Genomic DNA, 22,719 nt, shown 5'->3' on the forward strand with positions numbered 1-22,719 from the left:
CCTGGGGAATTCTGCAAAGTGCCTCGCAACTCCCCTTTTGAAATTGATGTCCTAGCGCTTCTGCCCATTGAAAGACAGTTAATCGTGGTGCAAGGCGACCGACTGGTCGCTACGGCCCGCAAGAATGCCAACAAGTCTCGTGCACCCGGTGATGTCTCGCTGTGCCCTCCACTCATTCGTGATCCGGACTTTCTCAGCGGCGGCCTTGTGCTACACACCATAGGGGCAGCAAAAGAAGCATATGAGGCTTGGAGCGGCGACTTTAACGATCGGCGCCCTGAACTATCGGTCGTAGGCCGTCCCACAAGCGCGTGAGTAGGCAGTTAGAAAAGGAGTTCTTTTGGATCAGCAAGAATTGGTAGCACAGATGATCATTAGGGCATCTGGCGCACGGCGCTTCGAAGACTGGCCCGAAGTTTTAGCCGCCTATGCCGCCTGCATCGAGGCTATGAAACACAAGCTCACATGTCAAGAAATGGAGGAGTTCATTAATTTGGGGGCGGACTTTTATCGAACCTTGACTCGTCCCGAGGACAACCGGCGCAAGCCCGGCCCTCTCTCTCGGAATCTGATCTAAGCTATACAGCTTCTCCAGGGCTTAGATCCGATCCGGCACGCTAAAGTGTTTGTAGACATCACGTGCCTTTGACCCACGGCGCTCCGGTAGCTGGGCTTGCCCATGCCTATTGGCCGTTCGCCAGGGGGTGCGATGAAACTTTGATCCGCTTGGGGCGGCGTCACCTAAGAAGCCTCGGGCAAATCAACGTGGTCAACTAACGGCGTTTGTGCTGTAGGCGCGACCGACAGCCTGTTGCGTCCGCCGTGCTTAGCAGCGTAAAGCGCGGCATCTGCACGCGCGATCAGTTCCTCGATCGTTTCTCCTGAGGCAAACTGAGCAACGCCGAGGGACAATGTGAGCGAACCAATTTCTGAATCGCGATAAGCATCTACACAGGTGCGAATGCACTCCCCGAGTTCGATAGCAACAGCAATCGGGCAATCGGCGAGCACGATTACGAATTCCTCTCCCCCCCACCGAATTACCACATCTTGGCGGCGTACCGTTGCCTCCATAATTCTAGCGATTTCGGTGAGGACGCGGTCTCCGGTAAGATGTCCAAAACGATCGTTAATCTGCTTAAAGTGGTCGACGTCCGCAATTATTACGCTAAGCAAATCGCCGCCCACCTGGGCTCTTATAAAAGCTTCACGCAAAGTTTTTTCACCGTGCGAACGATTGTAGAGTCCAGTGAGCTTGTCCTTCGTGGCGGCGCGCCACAGCGCCTGCTCTCTTTCCACCTGCCGCGTCACGTCTTTGCTGACGCTAAAGTAGTGTGTGGGGCGCCCATGATCATCGACAATTGTGGAGATGGTCTGCTCAATATGAAAGATAGACCCGTCGCGCCTGCGGTTAATGAAAGTGGCCCGGAAATCCTGACCGGTTGAAAGGGTGCGGTACATGGTTGCATAAAACGCATCATCATGCTTACCCGATTTGAGGATCGCCGCCGTTTCGCATCTGATTGCCGATAGCGAATAGCCCGTAGCGTTCTCAAACGCCCTGTTCACGAAGATAATTCGCGACTTAGCGTCCGTCAACATGACCAAGTCGCTAGTTGCGTCGAGCGCGCGCGATAGCAGGCGATTAGTGTGATCTACGCGCACCAATTCGGAAATGTTCTCCTGCACCGATAAAAAATGCGTGACCGATCCGTTCTCATCGTGAATTGGCGAAATTTTCCAGCGCACGATGTAGGTTGAGCCGTCCTTGCGATAGTTTGTCGCGCACCCCTCGAAATATCGCCCCTCTTTCAAACACCTGCGCAGGTTCTCGATAACACTCGGGTCGGTAGCCGCCCCTTGAAGGATACGAAGAGATTGCCCGCGCAACTCATCGAGGGAATAGCCGGTCAAGGCAACAAACGCGGGGTTGGCGAACTGAACTCGGCATCCTTCGGACAGGTCCGCATCAGTGATTACCAGCGCGCTCCACGTCTGCTCGAATGCAGCTTCAAGTATTTTCTGGTGCGGCATGATCATGCACGCCCGTCTGCTGACCCGATTGGGGAATCGTGGCGATGATTAACCTGCATTGGATATCGGTGGCATGCCCTGGAACGCTGGTTTGGCGAACAGATACCTTTGCATGAGGGTGATGCCTTGCGATGCGAGAAAGTCACGCTCGCCAAAGGTCTCAATCCCTTCTGCAATGACGCGAATTCCCAAGTCTGTGCAGACCCTCTGCACTCCTGCGACGATGCGCTGGCGAGCGTTGTGTGTATCAATGCCCCGCACTAAAGCCATGTCAAGTTTAATGAGGTCCGGCTGAAAATCTGCTAAGAGCGTCAAACCCGAATAGCCCGCGCCGAAGTCATCGATTGCAGTCTGAAAGCCATACGATTTGTAGGCTTGAAATATCTCCAACAAATGAGCGCGGTTGATAATGTTCTCGCCCTCTACCGTCTCGAAAATGATGCGATTTGCTGGAAAACCGTGTCGTTCTGCTGCCTCGAAGGTCGCACGAATGCAGGCGGCGGGTTGGTACACCGCGTTTGGCATGAAATTTATCGATAGAAACCGGTCCATACCCAGCCGGGCGGCCAGTTCAATCGCTGTCGTGCGGCAACGCTGATCAAAACGGTAGCGGTTAGCGTCGTCCACCTGCGACAATACGTAAGCGGCAGGCTCGCCTTGCGGCCCGCGCACAAGCGCTTCATATGCATAGGCCTCGCCCGATATCAACTCCACAATGGGTTGAAATGCAAACGTCATTTCGATCGAGGTTTCCTCACCTGATTTGCAACCGCGGCACAGACCGTCTGATGCAGGTGGCTTGGCAGAGCCGAGTATTGGAATCATGTCGGCAGAACTGGATGAAAAAATTGATAGGGCTGACAACCGCCCAGACGATGGGCCCTCTGCGGCGCGCAGGCAGGAAATCCTCGGATACCCGACTTTAGCAGATGCGCGAAGGTAATGAACAGGCGCTGCCGCCGTCAGACAAGCAACATATGGCGCGCGCTCGGGAACAAAGTCGGCTTCCATAGGTATCTCCATATCGCTTCAATCTCGCGCCAATTGGCTGTCGAGGAAAGCCGAGCGGACTCGCTGCTTTCGAGATATATGCTAAAGTTCTTCACGCCCAATACCCCCTCGCCGGCGCCTTTGGGCACTGCGCCTCAGCCTCCTCACGGGCTGGGGCGTTTTCGCGTCTGAAGGTTCAGGCATTAGGAGCGAGGATGGTGGGGCTGGGAGGGTAATTCACTCCCCCCTCGCACTTCCAGTGCTGCGACTCCATTACGTGCTTGGATGATCGCTCAATGCTGGCTCCTCCCGCCGCATTCTTTGCTCAGTCGCGTCTACTCGCAACCGTCAGCGGTGGAACTCGTCGGTCGTAATTGTCCGCAACCGGCCAGTAGCGGTCAACCATGGCAGACTTCCGAGCGACGGCTTGAGGCTGGAAGCAGACATGTTCAGGCGCTGTGCAGCGTTTTTGCGGGTCGCAATCCCATTCGGCCACAGCCCATGATGCCGCTTGCTCTGAAAAGTCAGTAGGCCGCAGCTCAGCGGTACGACAAAGCTCGTGGGTCCGAGCGCCTGCTAAGACTCCTCTTGTCAGTGCGCATGCTAGATTTCCCGAGTAACGATAGAGTGAAGAAGAATGTAATGAAACGCGTAGCAAGACAGTCAACTAGGCTTGGCGCATTAGATTTGGCTGCGGATATTGGACAGGAGTTCAATCTTCCACTGAACCGCATTGGCGAGGTGTTTTCCTTTGACGAAGCCACCAAGCTTGGAATTGAGGATATGCGTCTTCTGATAGGCCGCCGGGCCGAGAAGATGTTCGAGTACATGGTGGCTTCGTTGGGGCAGGCAGAGCTGATTGCTCCAGAAGATACAGCGGCCCCACTCTATGACGGGGCTGATGTCCAAGCGCCCGACTACTTCGTAGCGCTAAAAACTGGTGAGCGCTACTTCGTGGAAGTCAAGCACGCGCGTACGAAGACCTTCAATGAACCAGTGACGTTCAGCAAGAATTACTTGGCAAGGCTCAAGCGCTATGCGTATCTCAAGGGACACTCACTCACGATTGCCGTTTATTGGCAGTCGTTTGGGCAGTGGACCATAAACAAGGTAGAAGACTTCGAGACACCAAAAGGTACGATAAATCTACGGTTTCCAGATGCCCTGCAGCGAAACATTGCCGGAGCCTTTGGCGACCGAATGATTGGCGTAGTTCCCCCGCTCGTTTGCCGTATACATGCAAAGCCAGAATGCCCAAGTGCAATCAACGAGGACGGTGTCGCTAACTTCATTATCGGTGCCCTCTCGTTCTATTCTGAGGGAAGGGAGATACTGTGTGACTTAGAGCAGCAAGTGGCGTTCTACCTGATATTTCACTCAACTTGGGAAGAACACGGCCCCGTTGCGAAGATGGACGGCGACAGGGTGGATTTCATAGAATTTTTTGCACAGCCGCCCGAACGCAATGAGGCACAGGAGTTCGAGATGATTGGATCGACCGCTGGCATGGTCTCCAGGCATTTTGAATGGCTTACGACGGCGGACGCACGCATTGTTCGCCTCACCCCTCAACTTACGCCAAGCGAGATGGCTCCCGCCTTTGACGATTCCTATAGAGGAGAGATTCTCCGCATGTGGCTTTTCCATATAGAGCCGAACTACGAGCCCCTCATTCGCAAAGTGGGTCGAGGCCCGGAGTAGGCTTCCGGCAACCCTATTCAGCGTTGGTCGCTGATGGCATGAGTGACTGCGACCGCCAAGGAACGGACATTCGGCAATAGAATAGCCGGCATGCAGAAGATAAAGGTCGGGCCCTATGCGGAGTGGCCGCTTTGGCTCGAGTAGCAAAAAAGGACTTCTGCTCCCCGGTGGCGTTGGGTGCGAGGCGGGGGGGGGAACACTCGTAAACTTGGATAAAGAATTACGGTGACGGCAGACCGCGACAGATCAAACGCCTATCGCGATCGTCGTCTCCCTGGCGGCTTATACAGCGAGCCTTGTCGCTCAGTGCCCGCAAATCCGATCGCTACATGGCGTGCGCGATCTATCAGATACCCCGCCTCGTCGAGGTTTCTTAAAAGCATTTCGACGTCATCACGTCGGTGGTCGCCGCCCTGATGAGATGCGGTGCTGACGCGACTCATGACGTTAGGAAGCAATTCGACATCGATCGCGTTCGGTGCATGAGTCGACGACTGAAGCGCGTCGTTGAAACTCAGGAAGCGGTATTCGCTCGAATTCATATCGGCATGCGGCGGCCGGAACGGATTCTCCCGCGTCAGGAGATCGCGCACCATCCGTCGGCCCGCCGAGTTTCCGTAGCTCAGAACATTGCTCTCTTCGAATAGGGCGGCGCAGATTCCAAACCAAGTCGTAGCACCATCCAGCCAACCGTCGAACTCACGGGCAGAGCGCAGTTGATCAAACGCGCCATTTCCCGCGATCGCCAGCATCAGGCCGCCGACAAATTCGGAGCGTAGATCTCGAACACTGCGGCGTTTGAGATCCGAGACAACCTCGTTGAATCGATTGATTCGCTCTTCTCGCGATGCTGAGAGCAAAGTGCTGAAATCCACGCCCACCGCCAGGGGGGCTAATTGCCGGAGCATGTCTGCTCGAAGCGCTCCCGTCCCCAAGGCGCTTGAAAGAAACTGGCCAATCACGCTTGCATCGGCCCCGCCATCGTCCGAAGGCGTGCCAACAGTCGACGACACAATCCTCCACGCAACGGTGGCCCCGTGGAGGTCCTGCGCAGCGAATGGATCGCCGGGTTGCTTGCGAAGCTCGGCCCACTCCGTCGAAATCCAATCGATCGCGGATTGCTCATAACGCGCCAGCACCGCCTGCCCGAGCGCTGACGAGAGGGATGCAAGTAACACTGGAAACACATTTTTTGGGCGATCGGATTCGCGCGCAGAGGCGATCCACGCTTCCGCCATCGCTGCGCCGGCAACACACTTCGCAAGGGCGAGGTCGTTCTTGCTTGCCGACACGCGTTCGTCGAGCACCGAAATCAACTCGATGGGGAGTACGCGAAAGAATGCCGAGAACGGCCGCACCTTCGTATAGGTGGAGAGGAATGCGAACAGGTCATGCATCTGTGCTTGAGCGATGCAGATGATCGGCCACGCTTCGATCTCGTGGCGAGGAGCTGCGAGCGTGACGTCGGTCGGCTTTGCCGATCCGGAGCTTGATGTTCGAGGCAAGGCTACCGCACCCGATAAAGCTTTACCAAGCCACCCGACAAAATCTTCACGGTTGAGGCGGACCCTCTCAAAAGTCGTCATAGAAAGAGATCCTTCAGATTCGGTTCGACGGGCATAGCGATCGAGCAGGCGTTAATGCCCTTCTCGAAATAACCAGCTAGGTCGGATTGATGATATACAACCAATGTGGTCTTTGCGCGCGTAACCGCCGTATAGGTAAGATTTTTTTGCGTCTTATAGTTCTTGAGCTTTTCCGCGGCGATCATATGCACCGCGCGGAACTCGATACCCTTTGCCCCCTGCACAGTGGTAACGATCACCGGGCGCTCGGGAAGCATTGCATCATAGTTGCCGGCGCGTTGGACTTGCATCGCGCCGGCAATGTCGCTGTTGCTCAAAAGGTCAGCCACCTCTCCTAGTTCCGCGGCGCGGGGACACAGAACGCCGATCATCTCGCCCGGATAAGCCTGCAACTGGACCTTGATGCGGGCAACCGCGTCGGCAACCTGCATGGGCAGATCTGCCTTCCTCACAATGTCGACGGTGGATGGGTAACTGGCCTCATCATAGTTCGACGTCGCCTCCATGCCGGACGCACTGTCCAGCAAATTCTTGATCCCATCGGCCACTCGGCAAATTTTTATGCCGTTGCGATAATGATGCTTGAGTTCGATACGCCTCGCGCCAAGCTCCTCGAGCCGCTGAAGCGCGCCCGACTGTTCGGTGATTCGCTGGTTATTGTCGCCAACGGCAAAGATCCTGGCCCCGAACGACCGGATAAGTTCGACTTCTTCAGCCGAATAATCCTGCGCTTCATCGAGCAGGATAACGTCGAACACGTTCTCTGCGGCTCCATTAGCGGTAGCTTTCGCCAGCCCCGCGAACAAACGCGCTCTCATCTCGTCAAAATCATCACTCTCGTCTACTTGGATGCCATTGGCGGCCAACATCTCATACGCCCAACGCACGAAGGTCTGCACTTTGTCAGCGGAGAACGGATAATGCTCGGTGCCTGATGAAATAAATTCACGCAGCACGCGGCCGAAAGCCAGCACCTTAATATTGGTAACCCCTTTGGCGTGCAGGTAGCTTGCCCGAAGAAGCAACAAATTGGTCTTGCCGCATCCCGGTGGCCCTACGATCAGATGATCGTGATCGTCATCTAGCGCTATTGCCTTCTTCTGGTCATCATCAAGTTCGCCGATGTTTTTCCACCATGATGCTTCCATCAATCGCCCCCCACGTCGACCAGACTTAGCTGGCCAATTGTTCCGTTCTGCGCCTGATCGAGAGCGACAAGGACGGCGGTCTCCACGCGGTCGCTGGTGGCTCCTGAGCTATAAGGACCCTTGAAAATGCTGACGAGCCCCGCGGGCTCTTGGTCATCACCGGTGGGCACGGAGGCTCGTGCTTCGAGACCAACCGCCTGCGCCTCAACGTCAATCACGGTTACGGCAATCTCCATACAAACGTCACGTGCCAAGCCGTATTCCGCAGACGCACCAATCCTAATGTCGAGCACCGGCACTCGCTTTGGCCTACGCGTGACAATTAACGGCGGCATGATGCTCGAATTAGCCTGTCGGATACGGCGGAGTTCGACTTTCAGTCCATCAATCACGGTTTCAAGCAGCTCGGCTACGGCTCGCCCGTCGTCCACGACGGCTTCCGACTGAGCGTCAGCCAACAGCAGTCGCTTGCTAATCCGTTGCCGCGCAGCGTCCCCGACCGAAGCAGTGACCGGCGGCCGAAATGCTTCCCAATTTACCAGCGCCAATCGTTTCTGGGGATCTTTGACCAGCGCCATTTGGCACGCGTCGATGAGATAGGAGGGCACCCCCTCACTAGCGACGTTGGGTGTTTCGTGCTGCACCGCGTTGACCAGCGCCGCATAGGGGTTAACGAATTCCTCAAAGATCGGGCGACGCATTATCAGGTCGTGAAGCACAGCACCGACTTGATAGATGGCGAGCGCGCGCCATCCATCGGCATCGTCCTCCTCATCGCGTAGAAGGAATTCTGGCGAACTATATTGGAGCGTTCCAACGAATAGACGCTGGCCATCAGTGTCGGTCAGCCCCGCTTCACCGACAGGTTTCAATACGCCAAAATCGAGAAGCACAAGGCGGCTCATATCCTCCAGCAAGACGATATTCGCCGGCTTAATGTCACGGTGTGCAAGCTGATGGGCCTCAAGAAATTCGCAAGCCGACACGAGCTGTTCGATAAGGCTCGGGATATTCCCCTCAGGCACCTTGGTCAGACATTTGCTAAGGCTCGGCCCGTCAAGATAGTCCATGACGATATAGTGGTTGCGACTCTGTGTATGGAATCCGCCACCCAAGATCCCGACCATGTGCGGATGGTTTAGACCCTTCAGGCTAAGTTCGCGCTCAATTCTCTTTAGCTGTGTTTCGTCGCCATAGCGTTGGATTAGCTCATCATCAAATATTTTAAGAGCTGCCAGCTTACCGTGGTCTTCACTGGCCGCTTTGAAAACAGCCGCCGATTTGCCGTGATCAATCAAAGATTCGATCTTCCAGCCGTCAATGGCCTGCCCACGAAACTTGGCCTCCCATTCTTTTGCCTTGACTTCGTCCACTCATCTCCTCCGTTCAATCGGCAACAATCTGACGCCTTGCGATGCTTGCATTGGCATGGGTTATCCACAATCATGCGCCCAGGCGTGCAAATCACGAACGCGTCGTCTTGGATGCCGTGGGGCAATGACACCTACATGCTTGAACACGGTAGTTCGGGACACGCCGTAGCGTCGGGCCGCGTCGGCTACTAGGATTTCCGGTTCCCGCAGCAGCGCTTTGATCTCGAACACCTGCTTCTCCCCCAGCTTGGGCTTGCGGCCACCTGAGCGAGCTCTCGCACGCGCTGCGGCGAGCCCAGCATGGGTACGCTCGCGAATCAGGCTGCGCTCGAACTCAGCGAGTGCAGCAAAGACGTGAAAAACGAGCTTACCCGCCGCGCTGTTTGTTTCGATCTTCTCGGTCAAGCTCTCGAAGCTGACACCGCTGCGTTCGAGATCCGACACAATTTGCACCAAGTCTGGCAAGCTGTGACCGAGCCGATCGAGCCTCCATACCACCAGCGTATCGCCGCTGCGGAGAGCCTTGCAGCATTGCTCCAGCTCTAACCGCTGGGCGTTTTGCCGCTTGCAGCTTCCTCGTAAATAACGTGGCACCCCGCCTGCTTAAGCGCGTTGCGCTGCCAGTCCAAGTGCTGGCCCTCTGTGGAGACCCGGGCGTAGCCGATCCGCTGATTCATTGACACAACCGCGACGTTGAAAACTTGACGAGAATATTAACTCAACAACAAAGGCTCAGACAGTCTCGGATGCAGTTTTTTGACGCGTTCGGAAAACCACTGTTTGATGGGCACATTCCGAGCTTAACGTTAGCCTCCAAGCGAATAATAATAAAAAGTTGACCATGAGTGGAAAGAAAGCCGAGCACTCATTTTCAAACAGCGTGCCTGCCGTGCCTCCGCACCGCTCGGATCCCCTGACGGATAGTCGACGTTGAGCTTGGGGCATAACCACGTGTGGTCGTGGCCTCCGTATGGCTGCTTCCGCCTCGTGAGCGGTCATAACAAACCGTTTCCCCCACTGACCGCGATGGGTCGGATAGCGACCCTCCATAGGAGCACACTGAATCTCCCTTTACGCGAAAGGAGATTGTCATGGAATCCGAGAATGTCAGCGTTGGCCGTCGTGTGCCATGGAACAAGGGCAAACTCACCGGGCAGAAGCCACCTCTAAAGCTAGGAGAAATTTGGTCAATCCGAACGAGACTGGAGATGGCGTCGAACGTCCGGGAACTCGCAATGTTCAATCTCGCAATCGATAGCAAGCTTCGAGCGTGCGATCTCACGCGATTGCAGGTGCAGGACATCCGTCACGGAAGCCACGTGGCCGCGAGAGCCACCGTCATGCAACAAAAGACCCGGCGTCCGGTGCAATTCGAGATCAAGGAGCAAACCCGTGAGAGCGTTGAAGCATGGATCGAGGCGCGAGGCCTAAAGGCGGCGGATTTTCTGTTTCCGAGCCGCTTGCATACGTCGCCGCATCTGTCGACGCGGCAGTACGCCCGGATTGTGCACCGCTGGGTCGCATCGATTGGCCTCGACGATACCGCGTATGGCACCCACACTATGCGCCGTACAAAAGCCTCGCTGATCTACCGCCGGACGAAGAATCTTCGGGCCGTACAGCTGCTGCTCGGGCATACGAAGCTGGAAAGCACAGTTCGCTATCTCGGCATCGAGGTCGACGATGCTCTTGAGATGGCAGAGCAAACCGAGGTTTGATGCATCCCGGCCGGCGAGCGGTCGCTTGCCGGCCAGAAGCAGCCTTTGACAACTCAAAAAAGGCTTTAGCGTTACCCCAAAAGTGTGTTAGTGATTGCTGGCTCTTATTGTTACGGATAGATTCTTTCTTTTAAGAACGACGAGCATGTTTGCATGCCGTCTAAAAATCTAGTGTGCTTCACGAGAAAACTCCATCAAAATGCTGTCACCGTACGCTATTCATCACTTGCTCCGGCACTTCAATGCTATTGATCGAGCCGTCACCCGGCAAATGGTTTATCCACGACCTAAGGACGAAGAACAACTAACGGGGACTCTGATCGACCTGTTAGATGAACAAGTCCAAGTGCAAGAGCGAGTTGAATACGGCATTGCTGATTTGCGACGTGACCTTGCTGAAGTATCGGAACCAATCGGTGTTTCTTTTGCTGTGGAGACTCACAAGTACTCGAAGGAGTTCGAAGGACGTGTGTCGCAGGCAGACTTGGGCCTGATAGTTGTGTATGAGAACAACTTTGAACCCCATCTCTCGGGTAAGCGATCTTGGCTCCTGCAGGCGAAACGTGTTTACCCAACCTCACTCAATCCGACCCGATATGAGCCCAAAGCCTCTTTCGGAGCGGTGAAACCTGATCAAGAACAGCGCATCCGTGATTTGGTCAAATTCGTCGGTGTCGACTTTTTCCGATATCTACAGTACTGCCCACGCCCTGAGACGCTGGACGAGGCATCAAGGCTCGAACTCTCTTATTTCCGTGGCAAGGCGTTGGCCGACCAAATATTTGACTTTTCTTATGGCCTAGAAATGAGGGACGATATTCGGAGTGGCTCAGCGACGGTGGCTGCGGGGGTCTTTGTTAGCTCCATTGATCAGGCGCCCAAGAGTCTGCGTAGTGTCCACGCCTCCATATTTCACGGTACGACTCCCTTGTCATGGTTTCTCATTCAGCACATCCCAAGTGTGGATCGACACTCATGGCAATCAAGTTCTCTTCTTGAAGACCATGAGGATCATGAACTTGTGGCGAAAATTGTTAGAGGAGAGGCAGATGTTGTGAATGAGATTTGTGATGCGCTGTCGGATAAGCGCTGGACTGGGCAACTTCTTCCTGCGGCCACACTGACCGTGACTATCACAGCTGGCGCAAGGAATATGCGCGACAGGTACCGTTGGGAGCGCCAGTAGTGAGGGCTAACAGGTCTACCCACTCTGATACGTTAGTTTGGCTGCCTGCTTTGGGTCGAAATCGGTCGGACAAGTTGGTGCTATCTCCGGATGGGCCGGCTCGTAAAAACACTCTTATGGCTTGACATCGAACACAGTTACTCAAGTGTCGAAGACGGCCCCGGCCGCAAGCGGTGCCGGCAAGGCCGGTAGCGCGCCGCACTTGAACGCGAGAACGACGTGGCATCCTGACCGGGAAAGCAGACCCGCCACCCCGTATGGCTTTCAACGGTCTTCGTGCGAAGCGCAAACGTTGCCCTGCAGCGCCGGTTAGAAGGGGCTGAGCCACGAGGACCTGATGGCGCGCAGAAGAAGAAAGGCCCGCCGAAGCGGGCCTGAATGGCGTCAATCGATCGCCGCGAAGATGGCGTTCGCCTCGGCGTGTTCGCCGGCGAAGTCGCGCAGGGCGTGGTACTTCTCGACCAGGTCGTCGCTGGGATACTGACTGCACAATTCGCAGAGGGCGTAGAGCGTGGCTACGATGCCGGCAGCGTCTGCCGACATGGTGCGATCGCACCAGTTCATCGGCCATTCGATGCGAAGCGTTTTGTAGTCGGCCGGCGCCATGTAGAAGCCGTTCGGGATGTCGTAGTAGTGCCAGTAGCCGCCCGCATACTCCTTCGAAAGACGATCAAGCCAGTTGTAGACACTGATTTCGCCGCGCAGCATCAGGCGGCGCCCGAACGCCTTGGGCAGAAAGTCCATGCGATCGCCATCGGGAACCAGGCGTGCGACGGAAAGAGTGGCTTGGGTCATGTCGTGCTCCTTAGAAGTTGGGCCCGGCCGGGTGGCGGGACGGGAGCACTGGCGCCCTGCGGAACAAGCGCCGGGGGCAAGGGGACGTGCAATATAAAGCGAGCGCAGCGAGCGGCTATATGCCGCGAAAGCCCCTTGCGCCTGGTGCGCGCAGGGCAAAGATGCGCCCAAGGCCTGACACCAGCGCCAGGCCCGGCACTGCAGGTCAAAGCAAGCCTTTCTCTGCGAACGAAACGATATTGCGTCCGCCCACGACCAGGTGGTCCAGGACGTTGGTGCCGACCAGCGCGAGCGCGTCTTTGAGCTGCCGCGTGATGTTGACATCGGCTCGGCTCGGCTCGGCGTCGCCGCTCGGGTGATTGTGCGCCAGGATGACACTCGCTGCGTTGTGCGCCAGCGCAGCTTTGACGATCTCGCGCGGGTAGACAGGCGCGCTGCTCAAGCTTCCCCGGAACGGTTCGTCATATGCGATCAGCTCGGCGAGCGAGTTCAGGTACATGATGCCGAATACCTCGTGCTCCAGGCTGCGGTTCAACCGCAGCTGCAAGAACTCTCGCACGAGCTTGGGCGAATTCATGGGCTGACCGCGCTGGATCTCCTGCAGGACGACCTCGCGAGCCGCGGCGAGGATCTCCTTTGGCGCCGCCAGGCGCACTTCGCCTGCGGAATCCTGCACGAAGAGCGCGCCGGCGGCGTGATCGATGGGGTTGAACGCGATGGAATACTGCATTGCTGGATCTCCAGTGCCGGGCGGGATTGCCCGGCGATCCTGGGATACGCTGCAGCGGAGCGGTCAAGTGGCCTGCCGGCCCTGGCCGCAAGCGGCGCCGGCGCCGCCGGCGTTGCGCAGCACTTGACGGCGAGAACAGCGTGTCACAATCGCCAAAGACGCAAGACCGCCCTCCCCGCCTCACGGTGTTCCAGTCCTGCAACGCGTGCCCCTATACTGGTCCCAACGATTTCCCTTGAGGCGTCTGAGATGTGCGGTCGAATCGTCCAGAAGTCGGGTCCGCTGGACTACGTTGAGCGGATCTTTACCAACCAGAGCCAGATCTTCGCGGACCCAGCGGGGCCGCGATTCAACATACCCCCGGGCACGCGCCCGCTCACTTTGCATCGACTGTCCGGTGCTGATGAGCTGGACCGTCAGTTCTGGACATATCGGCCCCAGGGGTCGAAGTACAAGATGAACTGCGCACGGCTCGACAAGGTGCAGGCCGGAGGCTGGCCCTGGAAGATGCTCGTCAGCCATGGCCGAATCCTAGTACCGGCAGACGGCTGGTACGAATGGAAAGCCCTCGGGTCAGGGCCGAAGGCGCCCAAGCAGCCCTACTACATCCACGGAGACGGACCGCTATTTTTTTCAGCACTTTCTGGCTGGCGGCCTGGAGACGACAAAGACGAGACTCACGGCTTCGCCATAGTGACCAACGATGCGCTGGGGGGAATGATTGATGTCCATGACAGACGGCCAGTCGCGCTGCCCCCAGAACTGGCGATCCACTGGATAGACCCGGAATTCCCCACGGCTCACGCGCTCGAACTGCTGAATTCGGGTTTGCCTGAGACCGCTTTCACGTGGCATCCAGTCCGGCAGGAAGTCGGCAATTCGAAGTATCAGCTGCCAGACGCCATCGACCCAATCTGACGGTCAGGAACGTGGCTGGTGATCGAACAAGGCAAGCGCGGCTTCGAAGGACGCGCGCATGCCGATCAGACGCGGCATATCACCCCTGCTGTGCCATAGCTCATGCTGGTAACGCCCATCGACCCAAACGCGGCAGATGGTCCAGCCGGGTGGCCCCGCCCAGTAGTAATCGTCCACCCGGCGCCAATCCTCTGGTTTACTCATGGCCGCAGTCTCATGAGGCCCCTAAAAATGGGGCGGTATGGCGCGAATTCTAGGCTTGTTTATACTGTATATCCATACAGTATTATTTCCCCTATGCCGTTCAATCCCCCGCTCCGTGTGGAACAGTTGCGCGCCATCCAGGACCGCCATCGCGGCCCGGACGGCAAGATCAGCGATGTCGATGTGCTGGCGCTCCTGCAGGAGGTCAAGCGCTACCGCTCATTCATCCTTCGTACCAAGCAGCTGTCGGACTGCTTCAAGCGACCGTCCGGCGTGCTGGCGCCCGTGTACGACGAGTGGTTGGAGATCCTGGCCGCCGAACCGTGCGTCGCCGAGCAAGAGCAGATGGTCCGGGAGCTACTGGAAGCACCGGACAAACTGCGAAAAGGCATGGCACCGCGTTGAGTCGACGCGTATTTGGCCCATGTCGTGCGAACACTGCACAATTCGATGATTTGTTACATTCCGTGCTTGAAGGTAATCAACGGAGAGTGGAGATGTCGCACGTGAGCAATGCAGTGGTCCACCTGTCCATGCGATTTCAGGACAACTTTCTCGCACACGGCACAGGCGTTCTATACCGTCGTGGCGACGATTACTTCATCGTCACGGCCTGGCACAACCTGACCGGACGGCATCCCGACACGCTTGCTCTACTTGACGGCGGCAACGCGGGAATCCCGGACAATCTTCTGGTCTATGTCGCACTTGAGATAGAGAATTTTGGTTCGACGCGGCTACCGTTCCGCGTTCCTCTATTCAATGAACACCACGCACTTTTTTTTGTGCATGAGCAGAACTTCCCGCGGGTCGACGTCGCGGCAATACCCTTCGATCCCTCCAAGCCCCAAATGATGGACATCCAGACAAGCGGACAGAGGAATCAGGGTAGCTTCGTCCTCAACGGAACCGGGGCCGTGGGGCACACACAGCGTATCGTGGCAATCCAAGATTTCATGCCGAGCAGCGATTTATGTGACGAGTGGCTGCGTTCGGTGGACGTGACAGACGAGCTCTTCATTCCCGGATATCCCCAGAACATTCATGACTACACCGTTCAGCCAGTCTGGAAGCGCGCGACCGTCGCCTCCTCAGTGCAGTTGGGGTGGAACCGGCAGCCGCTGTTCCTGGTAGATACCGCCTCCAAGTCCGGGATGTCTGGCTCGCCTGTCATCTCCTACAGTCCCCATGGGCGGATAAATCTCGGTTCCACGATATATAACCATGGCAGACCCACGGCCATTTTTGGCGGCGTCTACACGGGGCGGCTCGGAATCACTACCAAGGAAGACCCCCAAGTGGGGACAGTTTGGCACCCTAAAGTTGTGGACGAAATCATCGACAATGGCGTGCATGAGCGGCTCGCCGGCGAAATTGTCGCAAACGACTCCGAAGTTGAAGCGGCCGTCCGCGAGGTCTTGAAGGAAGCGTCGCGCGAAGGCGTCGAAAATATTCTCGATGCGAGCAAGCAATCCCGACACTACTTTCGGCAACGCGTGCAAACTCAAATGAATGGACGCGCCGCACCCGACGTTGCCCTGGAGAAGTTGTTGCTCGTGGCAGAATCGTACGAGGGGCCCTTCCGTAGCGATTGCTAGCCCAACCATTCGGATTTCCGCGTCTCATCGCATGGCGCGCTTCCTGGATCTCTCCAAAGATCGATTGAGCCGTCCTAAGCGTTCATATCGCCGGTTCAGGAATGTCTCTTATGTTTAGCGGCTAAACGGCGACAACTTGTCCCCACTTAGACAAGGGGACAAAGAGTTAGCCCGCCCTCAGAAAGTCCTGCTGCATCATTAGCACTGCTGTTTTGAGGTTCTGTATCTAATGACTGGCAGATGGGAGCCGGTGGGTATGTGGGTGAAACTCGGGAAGCCGGTGGGCACACCCTGTGGTCAAGCGCGTGGGCAGGCGGAGCCTGTCCACCGTTTGTCCATCAGCGGGTGTCCATGGGCCGAGTGCAGCGAGCCGAGTGGTCGCGCAGCGATCATCCACATATCCACGGGTTCTGATCAAGCTTTGCGGAAACCGCACAGTAAGCGCAAGCGTTCAATATCCGCCTGCAGGCGTTATTTGGTTGCTTGTTGATTGACCAATCAGAGCACGCGCGCTGCGATAATCCCACGAAGTCAACGGAGGGCGCCATGTCGCTTGCAAAAACTAAAAGACAGCTTATTGGTCTGATCGAAAACACAGAGAACAAAGTCGTAGCTTTGTCGGGTAGGTGGGGTACGGGAAAGACGCACCTTTGGAACGAGGTCAAGAAGGAGTCGAAAGACGTGGAGGTCGGCAAAGCACTCTACGTATCACTGTTTGGCCTTTCGAATATCGACCAAGTCAAACGCAAGCTGATGGAGGGTGCGTTGCCTGACGGAGCAGTGGGGGGAGGCAAGCTTGAAATACTCAAAGGCCTGTTCAAAAGTGGCGTAACAGTTGCGGCGACCCATTATAAAGCGCTGGCCGCCATCAATGACCTCAACTTGCTGCTCGTCGCGCCAATCGTCCTGAAAAACCGCGTGATCGTAATCGACGACATCGAGCGCAAGCACACCAAGCTCGGCATCGACGAAATTCTTGGATTCATTGACGAATATTCGAAGGAACACAAGGTACGTTTCGTTCTCGTACTCAACGACGACCAGCTTACGGCCCAGGGCGAGCAGTGGACGCTTTGGAATACATTTCGAGAGAAAGTAATCGACAGAGAAATAAAGCTTTCTACAACGTCGGATGAAGCCTTCTCTATCGCGATCAGGCTGCGCGCCTCTCCCAAGTACGAGCGAGCGCTTAAGCCCGCAATCGTAACGTGCGGTCTCACAAACATTCGGATTATCGAAAAAGTGATACGAGTAGCGAATCAGATACTGGCGAACAGAGATCTGAGCGACTCGATTCAAGCGCGGGTCGTACCGTCGATTGTTCTCTTCGGAGCTATTCATTATCAAGGACTTGAAGACGGCCCGGACTTCCAGTTCGCTCTGAACATCGGGACCGCTCGTTGGTCCAGGTATCTGAGAGACAAGGAGGACGCACCCACCGAGGAGGATAAACGCAAAGAGCGATGGCGGATGCTCATAGGCGAACTCGGCATCATCGCCTGCGACGGTTTCGAACTGGTGCTCGTGGAGTATTTGGAGTCAGGCCTTTTCGAAAGTGAGCAGGTGCAAGCGATCATCGATCGCTACGTTGGCGAGGCGCAAACTTTTGAAGATTGCCAGCGTGCGCGAAATTTCATCAGGAAGGCACTCTGGGACCCTCGGGCGGTCGAGACGGACCTGATTGCAGAAGCCACCGATTTTCCTGCCATCGCAGGCCAGTTCGATCCAACTCTCGCTACGGAAGTTCACGACGTGCTGAAAGAATTAGACGGCGGCCAGGACCTGGCCGGACAGGTTATCCAGGCCTGGACCGCCGCTTTCCAGGCTCGCGAACACACCGCCCAGGATGACGACAACCCATTCCTCCATGACCTTCATCCAAGCATCCAAGCCGCCCTCGACAACGTTGTCGCTCAACACCAGGATCAAGCGAGCGTCGTAGATGCCTGCAATTACATCTTCGACACACGTGGTTGGGGTACCTTGCAAGAGGTTGCGATGAAGCGGGCGACGGCGGAGACATTTGAAATGGCCATTCGAGAGCTGGGATACAACGACTGGCCGAGATTCATGCAGCGCATGATTCAAATGCGCCTGCAACGAACCACCTACGATCCGCACTTCGACAACGTGACTGATCGCTTTATGGATGCGTGTCGATCGGTTGCGAACGACCGGAGGCCCGAGTCCGCGCGACTGGCCAAACTGGTGAGAAGGTTGTTCACCGGAACGCCGTTGGCCCTCGAGCTTGGGGACGCACCACCGACGCGAGAATGAGCAGTGCATCAGATAGCACTCCGCCCCATCAAGCGCGTGGACATGCAGAGCCTGTCCACCGTTTGTCCATCAACGGTTGTCCAGGGGCCGAGTGCAGCGAGCCGAGTGGTCGCGTAGCGATTATCCACATATCCACGGGTTCGGATAAACGTCTCTTGACTTAATGGTTTAGCGGCTAAACATGTGACCTCAGCGGTCGAGTTCCCTGGTGTTCTCGCGCTGTAAGACGTTCTCGTTTGCGCGCCCGTCGATGGACCTCTCGACCAAACCGGCTCCCCCGTGGGGATATCGGATTTCGACGGCCTGGCCCGGGACAGCAACCTGCGCGTTGACTAAAGCACGGCGGCTGTGAAGCACAACCTCGCCGGCGCGACCCCTTTGCTCTTGAACGATGTACCGCTCGGTCGCTCCGATGATTGTTCCCTCGTAGGTCTGGCCAGGATTGGCGATCATGATCTGACTTCTGTCGCCTCCCACGGCTCTTGCGAGGTCCTGCGCATACTCACGGTCGATATCCCGAAGGCCCGCGCGAATCAAAGATGCCATTTGGCTTGAATCGCCTTGGTAAGCAGCGATAGAAGCCTGCGTCATCTCCTCGCGACGGATCCCCTGCCAGTCGATTCCGTAGCCCGCATCTCGTGCCAGCTGTCCAATGAATTCCCGGATACTGCGGCCGTTCCCTTCTCTAAATGGGTGCAAGACATTGAGCTCACCCAAGTAGTGGCCCGCACGTTCGCTGAACGCTTCAAGAGAAAGTCCCTGCAGTCGTTGGTCGCGCGCGAGCGGACGCGTGATCTGCGGTGCATAACTGGCGATCTGCTCGTGGTTGGCGAAACGAGTAGTACCTTTCGAAATGTCGACCGTCCTCAACTGGCCAGCCCACTCATACACGTCTCCGAAGAGTCGTCTGTGGATCTGTTGAAGATGTGCCAGGTCGAACTCTCCACAAACCGGCGTGATCGCGAGCTCATAAGACCGCACGGCCGCAAATGTCGCCTCAACCCGGTCAAGCTCGGCCTGGTCGATGATGCCCAGCCGGTTGCGCAATACACCGGATGCGGGATCTACGTATGGATCCTTTGCGTCGCTGGGATACTTGGCCATGGTAGTAGCGAAAGGGCCGCCAGGGAGGCGGCAACTGCTATTGGTCAGGCGAGATGGACCGAAAGTCGCCTGCACGAATGCGCGAGCGGAGAGTATTGATCACGTCCGAAACGCTCAAGGTGCCCTGAGCTACGCGCTCCAGTTCCGCGATGGTCCGGGGATCTGGCTCAAGTCCTTCGAGACGCTGGTTAGCCACCGCGTTTACGACGGCGCGGCGGCGTTCACTCAGGTCGTAGGAAGTGGGCATTGAAGTTCTCCAACATGGGTCACATTTTACCGCAGCAGACAGTAATCAAGCAGCGATTCTGAAGGCTCAGCGGATGCGAGATCGCTCGGCGGACTGCCGGTGCGCAGCCGTCCGTCGAGTCAGGCATCGGACAGATCAGGACGCCAGAGTGCAACCATTGCTTTGAACTGACCATGGATCTCGGTCCCTAAGGTGTCGGGATAGGCACGCGTTTGTCGTATCAGACCGATCACCAGCAGCATGTCGTCAGCGATCTCCGCATCGACGCTCCAAAAGTCCGCCAAGTCGAAACCGCCGCAGCTCGTCGCGTTCCACCAAGCGAGCAAGAAGCTCGCGACTCGACGGCTTTGGCCGGTGTCGCGCATTGCGAGTTTGATGAGGCGAGCCAGGGCATCAGTCCCCTTCTTTCGCAGCGTGGGATTCGCAGCGTCCTTTCGATCCTGTTCGAGTCGATATCGGTAACGTTGAAACTCGGCCTTTGCTTCTGCGGACACCTCACGGACCGCCGATGCGAAGGTCGAGCTGGCCGGCTCAGCCGCACTCGCGCGGCCAGGTGCCGGGGCACCATTGGCTGCAGAATCATCATCTCCGGGCGCTTGCGGGGATGCGGCTGGCGAAGCACGCTTAGCTTCTACTGCTTTGCGAATCGACTTTACCGCCGACCGCGTGGGCTTTGTGTCGGTTGCGTTAAGCAGATCTGTCACGGCCTGCGGATCTTCTCGATGAGCAACGGCCAGTTCGTTGGCGAGCGTCACATCAGTGACCTTCCCCGCCGCAACAGCTTCGGCGACCGGCTCGGGCAACGAGTGCATCGCCGCGTGTTGGCTGACCCACGCCTTCGATTTACCAAGAGCGCGCGCCAGTTCTGCCTGGCTCATGCCTAGCGCAACCTTGTGGGCGATGAAGTCAGCGATCTCGCGTGCAGTATGGTTCTCGCGCTGGACGTTCTCAACGACTTGGTCGATGTCATCGAAATCGCGATCCTCGAATGCCGGAACCTGCCGCATGCCGAACACCTTGGCCGCCCGAAAACGTCGGTGACCATGGTTGATAATGAAATGGCCCGGAATCGTCGGGTGCGGACGAAGCGAGATCGGTGACTTTATCCCTCGCTTCCCCTGAGCCTCCCGCCTGGCGTAGGATGCGGCAAGCTCTTCGATACTCTCCGTGCTAAATCCGGGGTTGTCTTCCCAGCGGCGATTGTCTTTGTCTTCATGGATGATGTCCACGTCGTACAGCTTGGGTTCGCCTGCGTTGCTTTCCGGTCCGTCCAGCAATGCCGCCAGGTCGCCCAAGCCGGCCAGGTCCAGGCCGCCAGCATCGCCTTGTTTAGCAGCTAAACTCATTTCGCAACTCCCATCGCTTGGAGGACGTGATTGCCGAGCGCGCGCATCTCCGCGCCCGCGGCTCGCGCGGTCGTCTTTTTGCTCTTCCAGACGGGTTCACCCGCCGCCAGTGCCTCTGCAACGCTAGTGCGCAGGCCCACCACCACGGGGGCCAGAAGCTTGCCGTGTGCGGCTTTCACCTCGGCTAGATGTTTGACCTGGCGCGGATTACGTCGGTCAACCCGGTTCGGCACGATGCCAAGAAAATGCAGCTTGGGGTTGTGCTGCTTGGCACCGACTATCACGCGCATCATGTCCTTGATGCCCTCGATGCTGTAGTCCTCCATCTCGACCGGACTGATCACGGCATCCGCGGTACGTAGGGCGGTAATGGTGGCGATCCCGATGCTAGCGGGGGTATCGATCACGCAGAGATCGAAGCCTCGCTTTTCAAACTCCCGCAGATTTACCGGGAAATTTCGAAGCGCTCGTTCGATGGGCATGTAGATCACGTTGGCCAAAAGCCGATCTGCGTGCAGCAGGGAAATCGGGCTGGTGGCGTCGGGTATGACTGGTACCTCATCGAGAAACAGTGCGCTCGCCGGCACCTCCAAGCGGTGCAGGCGCATGGTCTTGGAAAGATTCCCTGTGTCCAAATCCACCACGAGCGTCTTAAGCCCCTGCTCGGCGGCGTGAAATGCGATGTGGACGGCATTAGCCGTCTTGCCTACGCCACCCTTATTCTGAGCGACCACGGCAGTTTTCATAGTCATGAATGTTCCCTCGTAGAACAGATACGGGTGTTGATCAGCGGCCAAACGCTGTGAATCACTGTGAAGTTTTGGATTGAGGCTGCGATGGCTCGGGCAAGTCTGGCCAAGCGAGCCAGTAATCGTGCGGACGGAGCATCTGTCGCGATACTCCCGTTATCCGCTCGATCGCGACCCCCTTCCGAGGGCCTACCAGCTTGTAGCCGTAGGCAATCTGTCGAAGGTATTCCCAGCTCGTGCGGTGGGCTGTACATCTCGCCCGGGCTTCGTCCAGCGGAGTTTTTCGGAGCCATTCGATCAAGGGCTCTATGCGGGGGTAATGTTTGGAGGCGCTCATATGTACTAAATAGTACATTCAAACAGTACAGTTGTGTTGTACTTTTTGGTAAAGCGGGCCTTGCTAATGCAGAATCCGCGCCATGGACGCCGCTGCGCAGGAAATGCAGGTCCGCAGAGACCGCTTACGTGCGTGGATTTCCGCGCACTACCCGAACACGCGCGCGTTCTGTCTGGAGCATGGGCTCAACGAGAGTGAGATTTCCCAGCTCCTGCGCACGAAGAGTTTCGGTTCTCGTAGAGCGAGGAACCTAGAGGCTCAAGCGGGCATGCCGCTGCGATATCTGGAAGGCGTTCAGCTGACGGCTGAACTGAGCACTACCGGCCCCTCTACTGCCGTAAAGGCCGCCGCGCCGCAGTGGCCTTTTCGCCACTCGTCGTACGATGACTACCTACAGCTAAGCCCCGAGAAGCGGGCAGAGCTGGATATCCGAGTATCCGAGTTCATCGCGGGCGCGATTCAGAAAAAAAGAACTGCCTAAATCGCATCCGCGAGTTGGGCCGTGCGATGCCGCTCGGACGAGTGGAGCCACCACCCGCACTCATTTACGACTGGTCTGGTCCGTCAAGGACAGCAAAGAGCAAACTCCGCTCAAAGCGTAGATTTGTGTGACCTATTGTATCTTGCATTGCGTAATGTCGCAGTTTCGGCACAAACCGAAATATGTACTAAAAGGTA

General features: G+C 56.8%; 21 protein-coding genes and 1 pseudogene. 9 read left to right on the forward strand and 13 right to left on the reverse strand.

The features are described from left to right. Positions 1-340: 340 nt before the first annotated feature. Entirely contained in the window at positions 341-577 is a 237-nt protein-coding gene (locus FBY20_RS07130) for a DNA-3-methyladenine glycosylase (RefSeq protein ID WP_142051112.1), read from the forward strand. 164 nt (positions 578-741) lie between these two features. On the opposite strand, the gene FBY20_RS07135 is transcribed toward FBY20_RS07130, so the two are convergent. Both FBY20_RS07135 and FBY20_RS07140 read right to left on the reverse strand, forming a co-directional pair. Next, entirely contained in the window at positions 742-2,040 is a 1,299-nt protein-coding gene (locus tag FBY20_RS07135) for a diguanylate cyclase (RefSeq protein ID WP_142051115.1), read from the reverse strand. Positions 2,041-2,082: 42 nt separating this feature from the next. Further along, positions 2,083-2,859 (reverse strand): EAL domain-containing protein, encoded by a 777-nt coding sequence (locus FBY20_RS07140; RefSeq protein WP_142055834.1) that lies wholly within the window; start codon positions 2,857-2,859, stop codon positions 2,083-2,085. 807 nt (positions 2,860-3,666) lie between these two features. Here FBY20_RS07140 and FBY20_RS07145 point away from each other — a divergent pair. Further along, a complete protein-coding gene (locus FBY20_RS07145) occupies positions 3,667-4,725 on the forward strand; it encodes a hypothetical protein (RefSeq protein WP_142051118.1) in 1,059 nt (352 codons plus the stop codon). Positions 4,726-4,979: 254 nt separating this feature from the next. Here FBY20_RS07145 and FBY20_RS07150 read toward each other — a convergent pair whose 3' ends face one another. The 4 genes and pseudogenes from FBY20_RS07150 to FBY20_RS07165 all read right to left on the reverse strand — a co-directional run bounded on the left by FBY20_RS07150 (position 4,980) and on the right by FBY20_RS07165 (position 9,509). After that, positions 4,980-6,311: a hypothetical protein gene (locus FBY20_RS07150; RefSeq protein ID WP_142051121.1), complete on the reverse strand. Its 1,332-nt coding sequence runs from the start codon at positions 6,309-6,311 to the stop codon at positions 4,980-4,982. Further along, positions 6,308-7,459 carry a UvrD-helicase domain-containing protein gene (locus FBY20_RS07155; RefSeq protein WP_142051124.1) on the reverse strand — a complete coding sequence of 384 codons (1,152 nt, stop codon included), beginning with the start codon at positions 7,457-7,459 and terminating at the stop codon, positions 6,308-6,310. The genes FBY20_RS07150 and FBY20_RS07155 overlap by 4 nt, the downstream gene beginning before the upstream one ends. Further along, positions 7,459-8,832, reverse strand: a complete 1,374-nt coding sequence (locus FBY20_RS07160) for a protein kinase (protein ID WP_142051127.1) — start codon at positions 8,830-8,832, stop codon at positions 7,459-7,461. The genes FBY20_RS07155 and FBY20_RS07160 overlap by 1 nt, the downstream gene beginning before the upstream one ends. Before the next feature lie 60 nt (positions 8,833-8,892). Continuing rightward, positions 8,893-9,509: pseudogene (locus FBY20_RS07165) on the reverse strand (recombinase family protein). Between the two features lie 414 nt (positions 9,510-9,923). Here FBY20_RS07165 and FBY20_RS07170 point away from each other — a divergent pair. Together FBY20_RS07170 and FBY20_RS07175 are read left to right on the forward strand one after the other, a co-directional pair. Further along, positions 9,924-10,550 (forward strand): tyrosine-type recombinase/integrase, encoded by a 627-nt coding sequence (locus FBY20_RS07170; RefSeq protein WP_142051130.1) that lies wholly within the window; start codon positions 9,924-9,926, stop codon positions 10,548-10,550. 199 nt (positions 10,551-10,749) lie between these two features. Then, positions 10,750-11,736 carry a hypothetical protein gene (locus tag FBY20_RS07175; protein WP_142051133.1) on the forward strand — a complete coding sequence of 329 codons (987 nt, stop codon included), beginning with the start codon at positions 10,750-10,752 and terminating at the stop codon, positions 11,734-11,736. A 384-nt stretch (positions 11,737-12,120) separates the two neighbouring features. Here the strand turns inward: FBY20_RS07175 and FBY20_RS07180 are convergent, their stop codons facing one another. Continuing rightward, on the reverse strand, positions 12,121-12,531 hold the full coding sequence (locus FBY20_RS07180; RefSeq protein WP_142051136.1) for an antirestriction protein: 411 nt from the start codon (positions 12,529-12,531) through the stop codon (positions 12,121-12,123). Between the two features lie 205 nt (positions 12,532-12,736). After that, positions 12,737-13,261: a JAB domain-containing protein gene (locus FBY20_RS07185; RefSeq protein ID WP_142051139.1), complete on the reverse strand. Its 525-nt coding sequence runs from the start codon at positions 13,259-13,261 to the stop codon at positions 12,737-12,739. A 249-nt stretch (positions 13,262-13,510) separates the two neighbouring features. Between FBY20_RS07185 and FBY20_RS07190 the strand changes: the two genes are divergently transcribed. Continuing rightward, complete coding sequence (locus FBY20_RS07190; RefSeq protein WP_142051142.1) at positions 13,511-14,179, forward strand: SOS response-associated peptidase; 669 nt, start codon at positions 13,511-13,513, stop codon at positions 14,177-14,179. Positions 14,180-14,182: 3 nt separating this feature from the next. Here FBY20_RS07190 and FBY20_RS07195 read toward each other — a convergent pair whose 3' ends face one another. Continuing rightward, positions 14,183-14,383 carry a hypothetical protein gene (locus FBY20_RS07195; protein ID WP_142051145.1) on the reverse strand — a complete coding sequence of 67 codons (201 nt, stop codon included), beginning with the start codon at positions 14,381-14,383 and terminating at the stop codon, positions 14,183-14,185. Between the two features lie 93 nt (positions 14,384-14,476). Here FBY20_RS07195 and FBY20_RS07200 point away from each other — a divergent pair, with 93 nt between their 5' ends. The 3 genes from FBY20_RS07200 (at position 14,477) to FBY20_RS07210 (ending at position 18,258) form a co-directional block, all read left to right on the forward strand. Continuing rightward, the gene (locus FBY20_RS07200; RefSeq protein WP_142051148.1) at positions 14,477-14,788 is read left to right on the forward strand and encodes a hypothetical protein; all 312 of its coding nucleotides are present in this window, start codon (positions 14,477-14,479) and stop codon (positions 14,786-14,788) included. A gap of 92 nt (positions 14,789-14,880) precedes the next feature. Beyond that, positions 14,881-15,981 carry a hypothetical protein gene (locus FBY20_RS07205; protein ID WP_142051150.1) on the forward strand — a complete coding sequence of 367 codons (1,101 nt, stop codon included), beginning with the start codon at positions 14,881-14,883 and terminating at the stop codon, positions 15,979-15,981. Between the two features lie 546 nt (positions 15,982-16,527). Next, positions 16,528-18,258, forward strand: coding sequence for a P-loop NTPase fold protein (locus FBY20_RS07210; RefSeq protein WP_142051154.1), 1,731 nt, complete (start codon positions 16,528-16,530; stop codon positions 18,256-18,258). 189 nt (positions 18,259-18,447) lie between these two features. Here FBY20_RS07210 and FBY20_RS07215 read toward each other — a convergent pair whose 3' ends face one another. From FBY20_RS07215 to FBY20_RS07230, 4 genes are all read right to left on the reverse strand, one after another. Next, the gene (locus tag FBY20_RS07215; protein WP_142051156.1) at positions 18,448-19,362 is read right to left on the reverse strand and encodes a Fic/DOC family protein; all 915 of its coding nucleotides are present in this window, start codon (positions 19,360-19,362) and stop codon (positions 18,448-18,450) included. Between the two features lie 37 nt (positions 19,363-19,399). Further along, positions 19,400-19,609, reverse strand: coding sequence for an antitoxin VbhA family protein (locus FBY20_RS07220; RefSeq protein WP_142051159.1), 210 nt, complete (start codon positions 19,607-19,609; stop codon positions 19,400-19,402). Positions 19,610-19,728: 119 nt separating this feature from the next. Continuing rightward, positions 19,729-20,955, reverse strand: a complete 1,227-nt coding sequence (locus FBY20_RS07225; protein ID WP_142051162.1) for a ParB/RepB/Spo0J family partition protein — start codon at positions 20,953-20,955, stop codon at positions 19,729-19,731. Next, positions 20,952-21,707, reverse strand: coding sequence for a ParA family protein (locus tag FBY20_RS07230; RefSeq protein WP_255452276.1), 756 nt, complete (start codon positions 21,705-21,707; stop codon positions 20,952-20,954). Before FBY20_RS07230 ends, FBY20_RS07225 begins: the two co-directional genes overlap by 4 nt. Before the next feature lie 416 nt (positions 21,708-22,123). On the opposite strand from FBY20_RS07230, the gene FBY20_RS07240 reads away from it, so the two are divergent. Further along, the gene (locus FBY20_RS07240; protein WP_142051168.1) at positions 22,124-22,522 is read left to right on the forward strand and encodes a hypothetical protein; all 399 of its coding nucleotides are present in this window, start codon (positions 22,124-22,126) and stop codon (positions 22,520-22,522) included. Positions 22,523-22,719: the final 197 nt, after the last annotated feature.

Origin of the sequence: Achromobacter sp. SLBN-14 (assembly GCF_006715415.1) — a bacterium.
Classification (GTDB): Bacteria; Pseudomonadota; Gammaproteobacteria; order Burkholderiales; family Burkholderiaceae_B; genus Achromobacter; species Achromobacter mucicolens.

Excerpts from the sequence above, each read along its gene's own strand:
- FBY20_RS07240 (WP_142051168.1), top strand. The coding sequence starts at position 22,124 with ATGGACGCCGCTGCGCAGGAAATGCAGGTCCGCAGAGACCGCTTACGT.
- FBY20_RS07230 (WP_255452276.1), bottom strand. The coding sequence starts at position 21,707 with ATGACTATGAAAACTGCCGTGGTCGCTCAGAATAAGGGTGGCGTAGGC.
- FBY20_RS07215 (WP_142051156.1), bottom strand. The coding sequence starts at position 19,362 with ATGGCCAAGTATCCCAGCGACGCAAAGGATCCATACGTAGATCCCGCA.
- FBY20_RS07135 (WP_142051115.1), bottom strand. The coding sequence starts at position 2,040 with ATGATCATGCCGCACCAGAAAATACTTGAAGCTGCATTCGAGCAGACG.
- FBY20_RS07210 (WP_142051154.1), top strand. The coding sequence starts at position 16,528 with ATGTCGCTTGCAAAAACTAAAAGACAGCTTATTGGTCTGATCGAAAAC.
- FBY20_RS07220 (WP_142051159.1), bottom strand. The coding sequence starts at position 19,609 with ATGCCCACTTCCTACGACCTGAGTGAACGCCGCCGCGCCGTCGTAAAC.
- FBY20_RS07225 (WP_142051162.1), bottom strand. The coding sequence starts at position 20,955 with ATGAGTTTAGCTGCTAAACAAGGCGATGCTGGCGGCCTGGACCTGGCC.
- FBY20_RS07180 (WP_142051136.1), bottom strand. The coding sequence starts at position 12,531 with ATGACCCAAGCCACTCTTTCCGTCGCACGCCTGGTTCCCGATGGCGAT.
- FBY20_RS07145 (WP_142051118.1), top strand. The coding sequence starts at position 3,667 with ATGAAACGCGTAGCAAGACAGTCAACTAGGCTTGGCGCATTAGATTTG.
- FBY20_RS07185 (WP_142051139.1), bottom strand. The coding sequence starts at position 13,261 with ATGCAGTATTCCATCGCGTTCAACCCCATCGATCACGCCGCCGGCGCG.
- FBY20_RS07140 (WP_142055834.1), bottom strand. The coding sequence starts at position 2,859 with ATGATTCCAATACTCGGCTCTGCCAAGCCACCTGCATCAGACGGTCTG.
- FBY20_RS07205 (WP_142051150.1), top strand. The coding sequence starts at position 14,881 with ATGTCGCACGTGAGCAATGCAGTGGTCCACCTGTCCATGCGATTTCAG.
- FBY20_RS07170 (WP_142051130.1), top strand. The coding sequence starts at position 9,924 with ATGGAATCCGAGAATGTCAGCGTTGGCCGTCGTGTGCCATGGAACAAG.
- FBY20_RS07195 (WP_142051145.1), bottom strand. The coding sequence starts at position 14,383 with ATGAGTAAACCAGAGGATTGGCGCCGGGTGGACGATTACTACTGGGCG.
- FBY20_RS07155 (WP_142051124.1), bottom strand. The coding sequence starts at position 7,459 with ATGGAAGCATCATGGTGGAAAAACATCGGCGAACTTGATGATGACCAG.
- FBY20_RS07175 (WP_142051133.1), top strand. The coding sequence starts at position 10,750 with ATGCTGTCACCGTACGCTATTCATCACTTGCTCCGGCACTTCAATGCT.
- FBY20_RS07150 (WP_142051121.1), bottom strand. The coding sequence starts at position 6,311 with ATGACGACTTTTGAGAGGGTCCGCCTCAACCGTGAAGATTTTGTCGGG.
- FBY20_RS07200 (WP_142051148.1), top strand. The coding sequence starts at position 14,477 with ATGCCGTTCAATCCCCCGCTCCGTGTGGAACAGTTGCGCGCCATCCAG.
- FBY20_RS07190 (WP_142051142.1), top strand. The coding sequence starts at position 13,511 with ATGTGCGGTCGAATCGTCCAGAAGTCGGGTCCGCTGGACTACGTTGAG.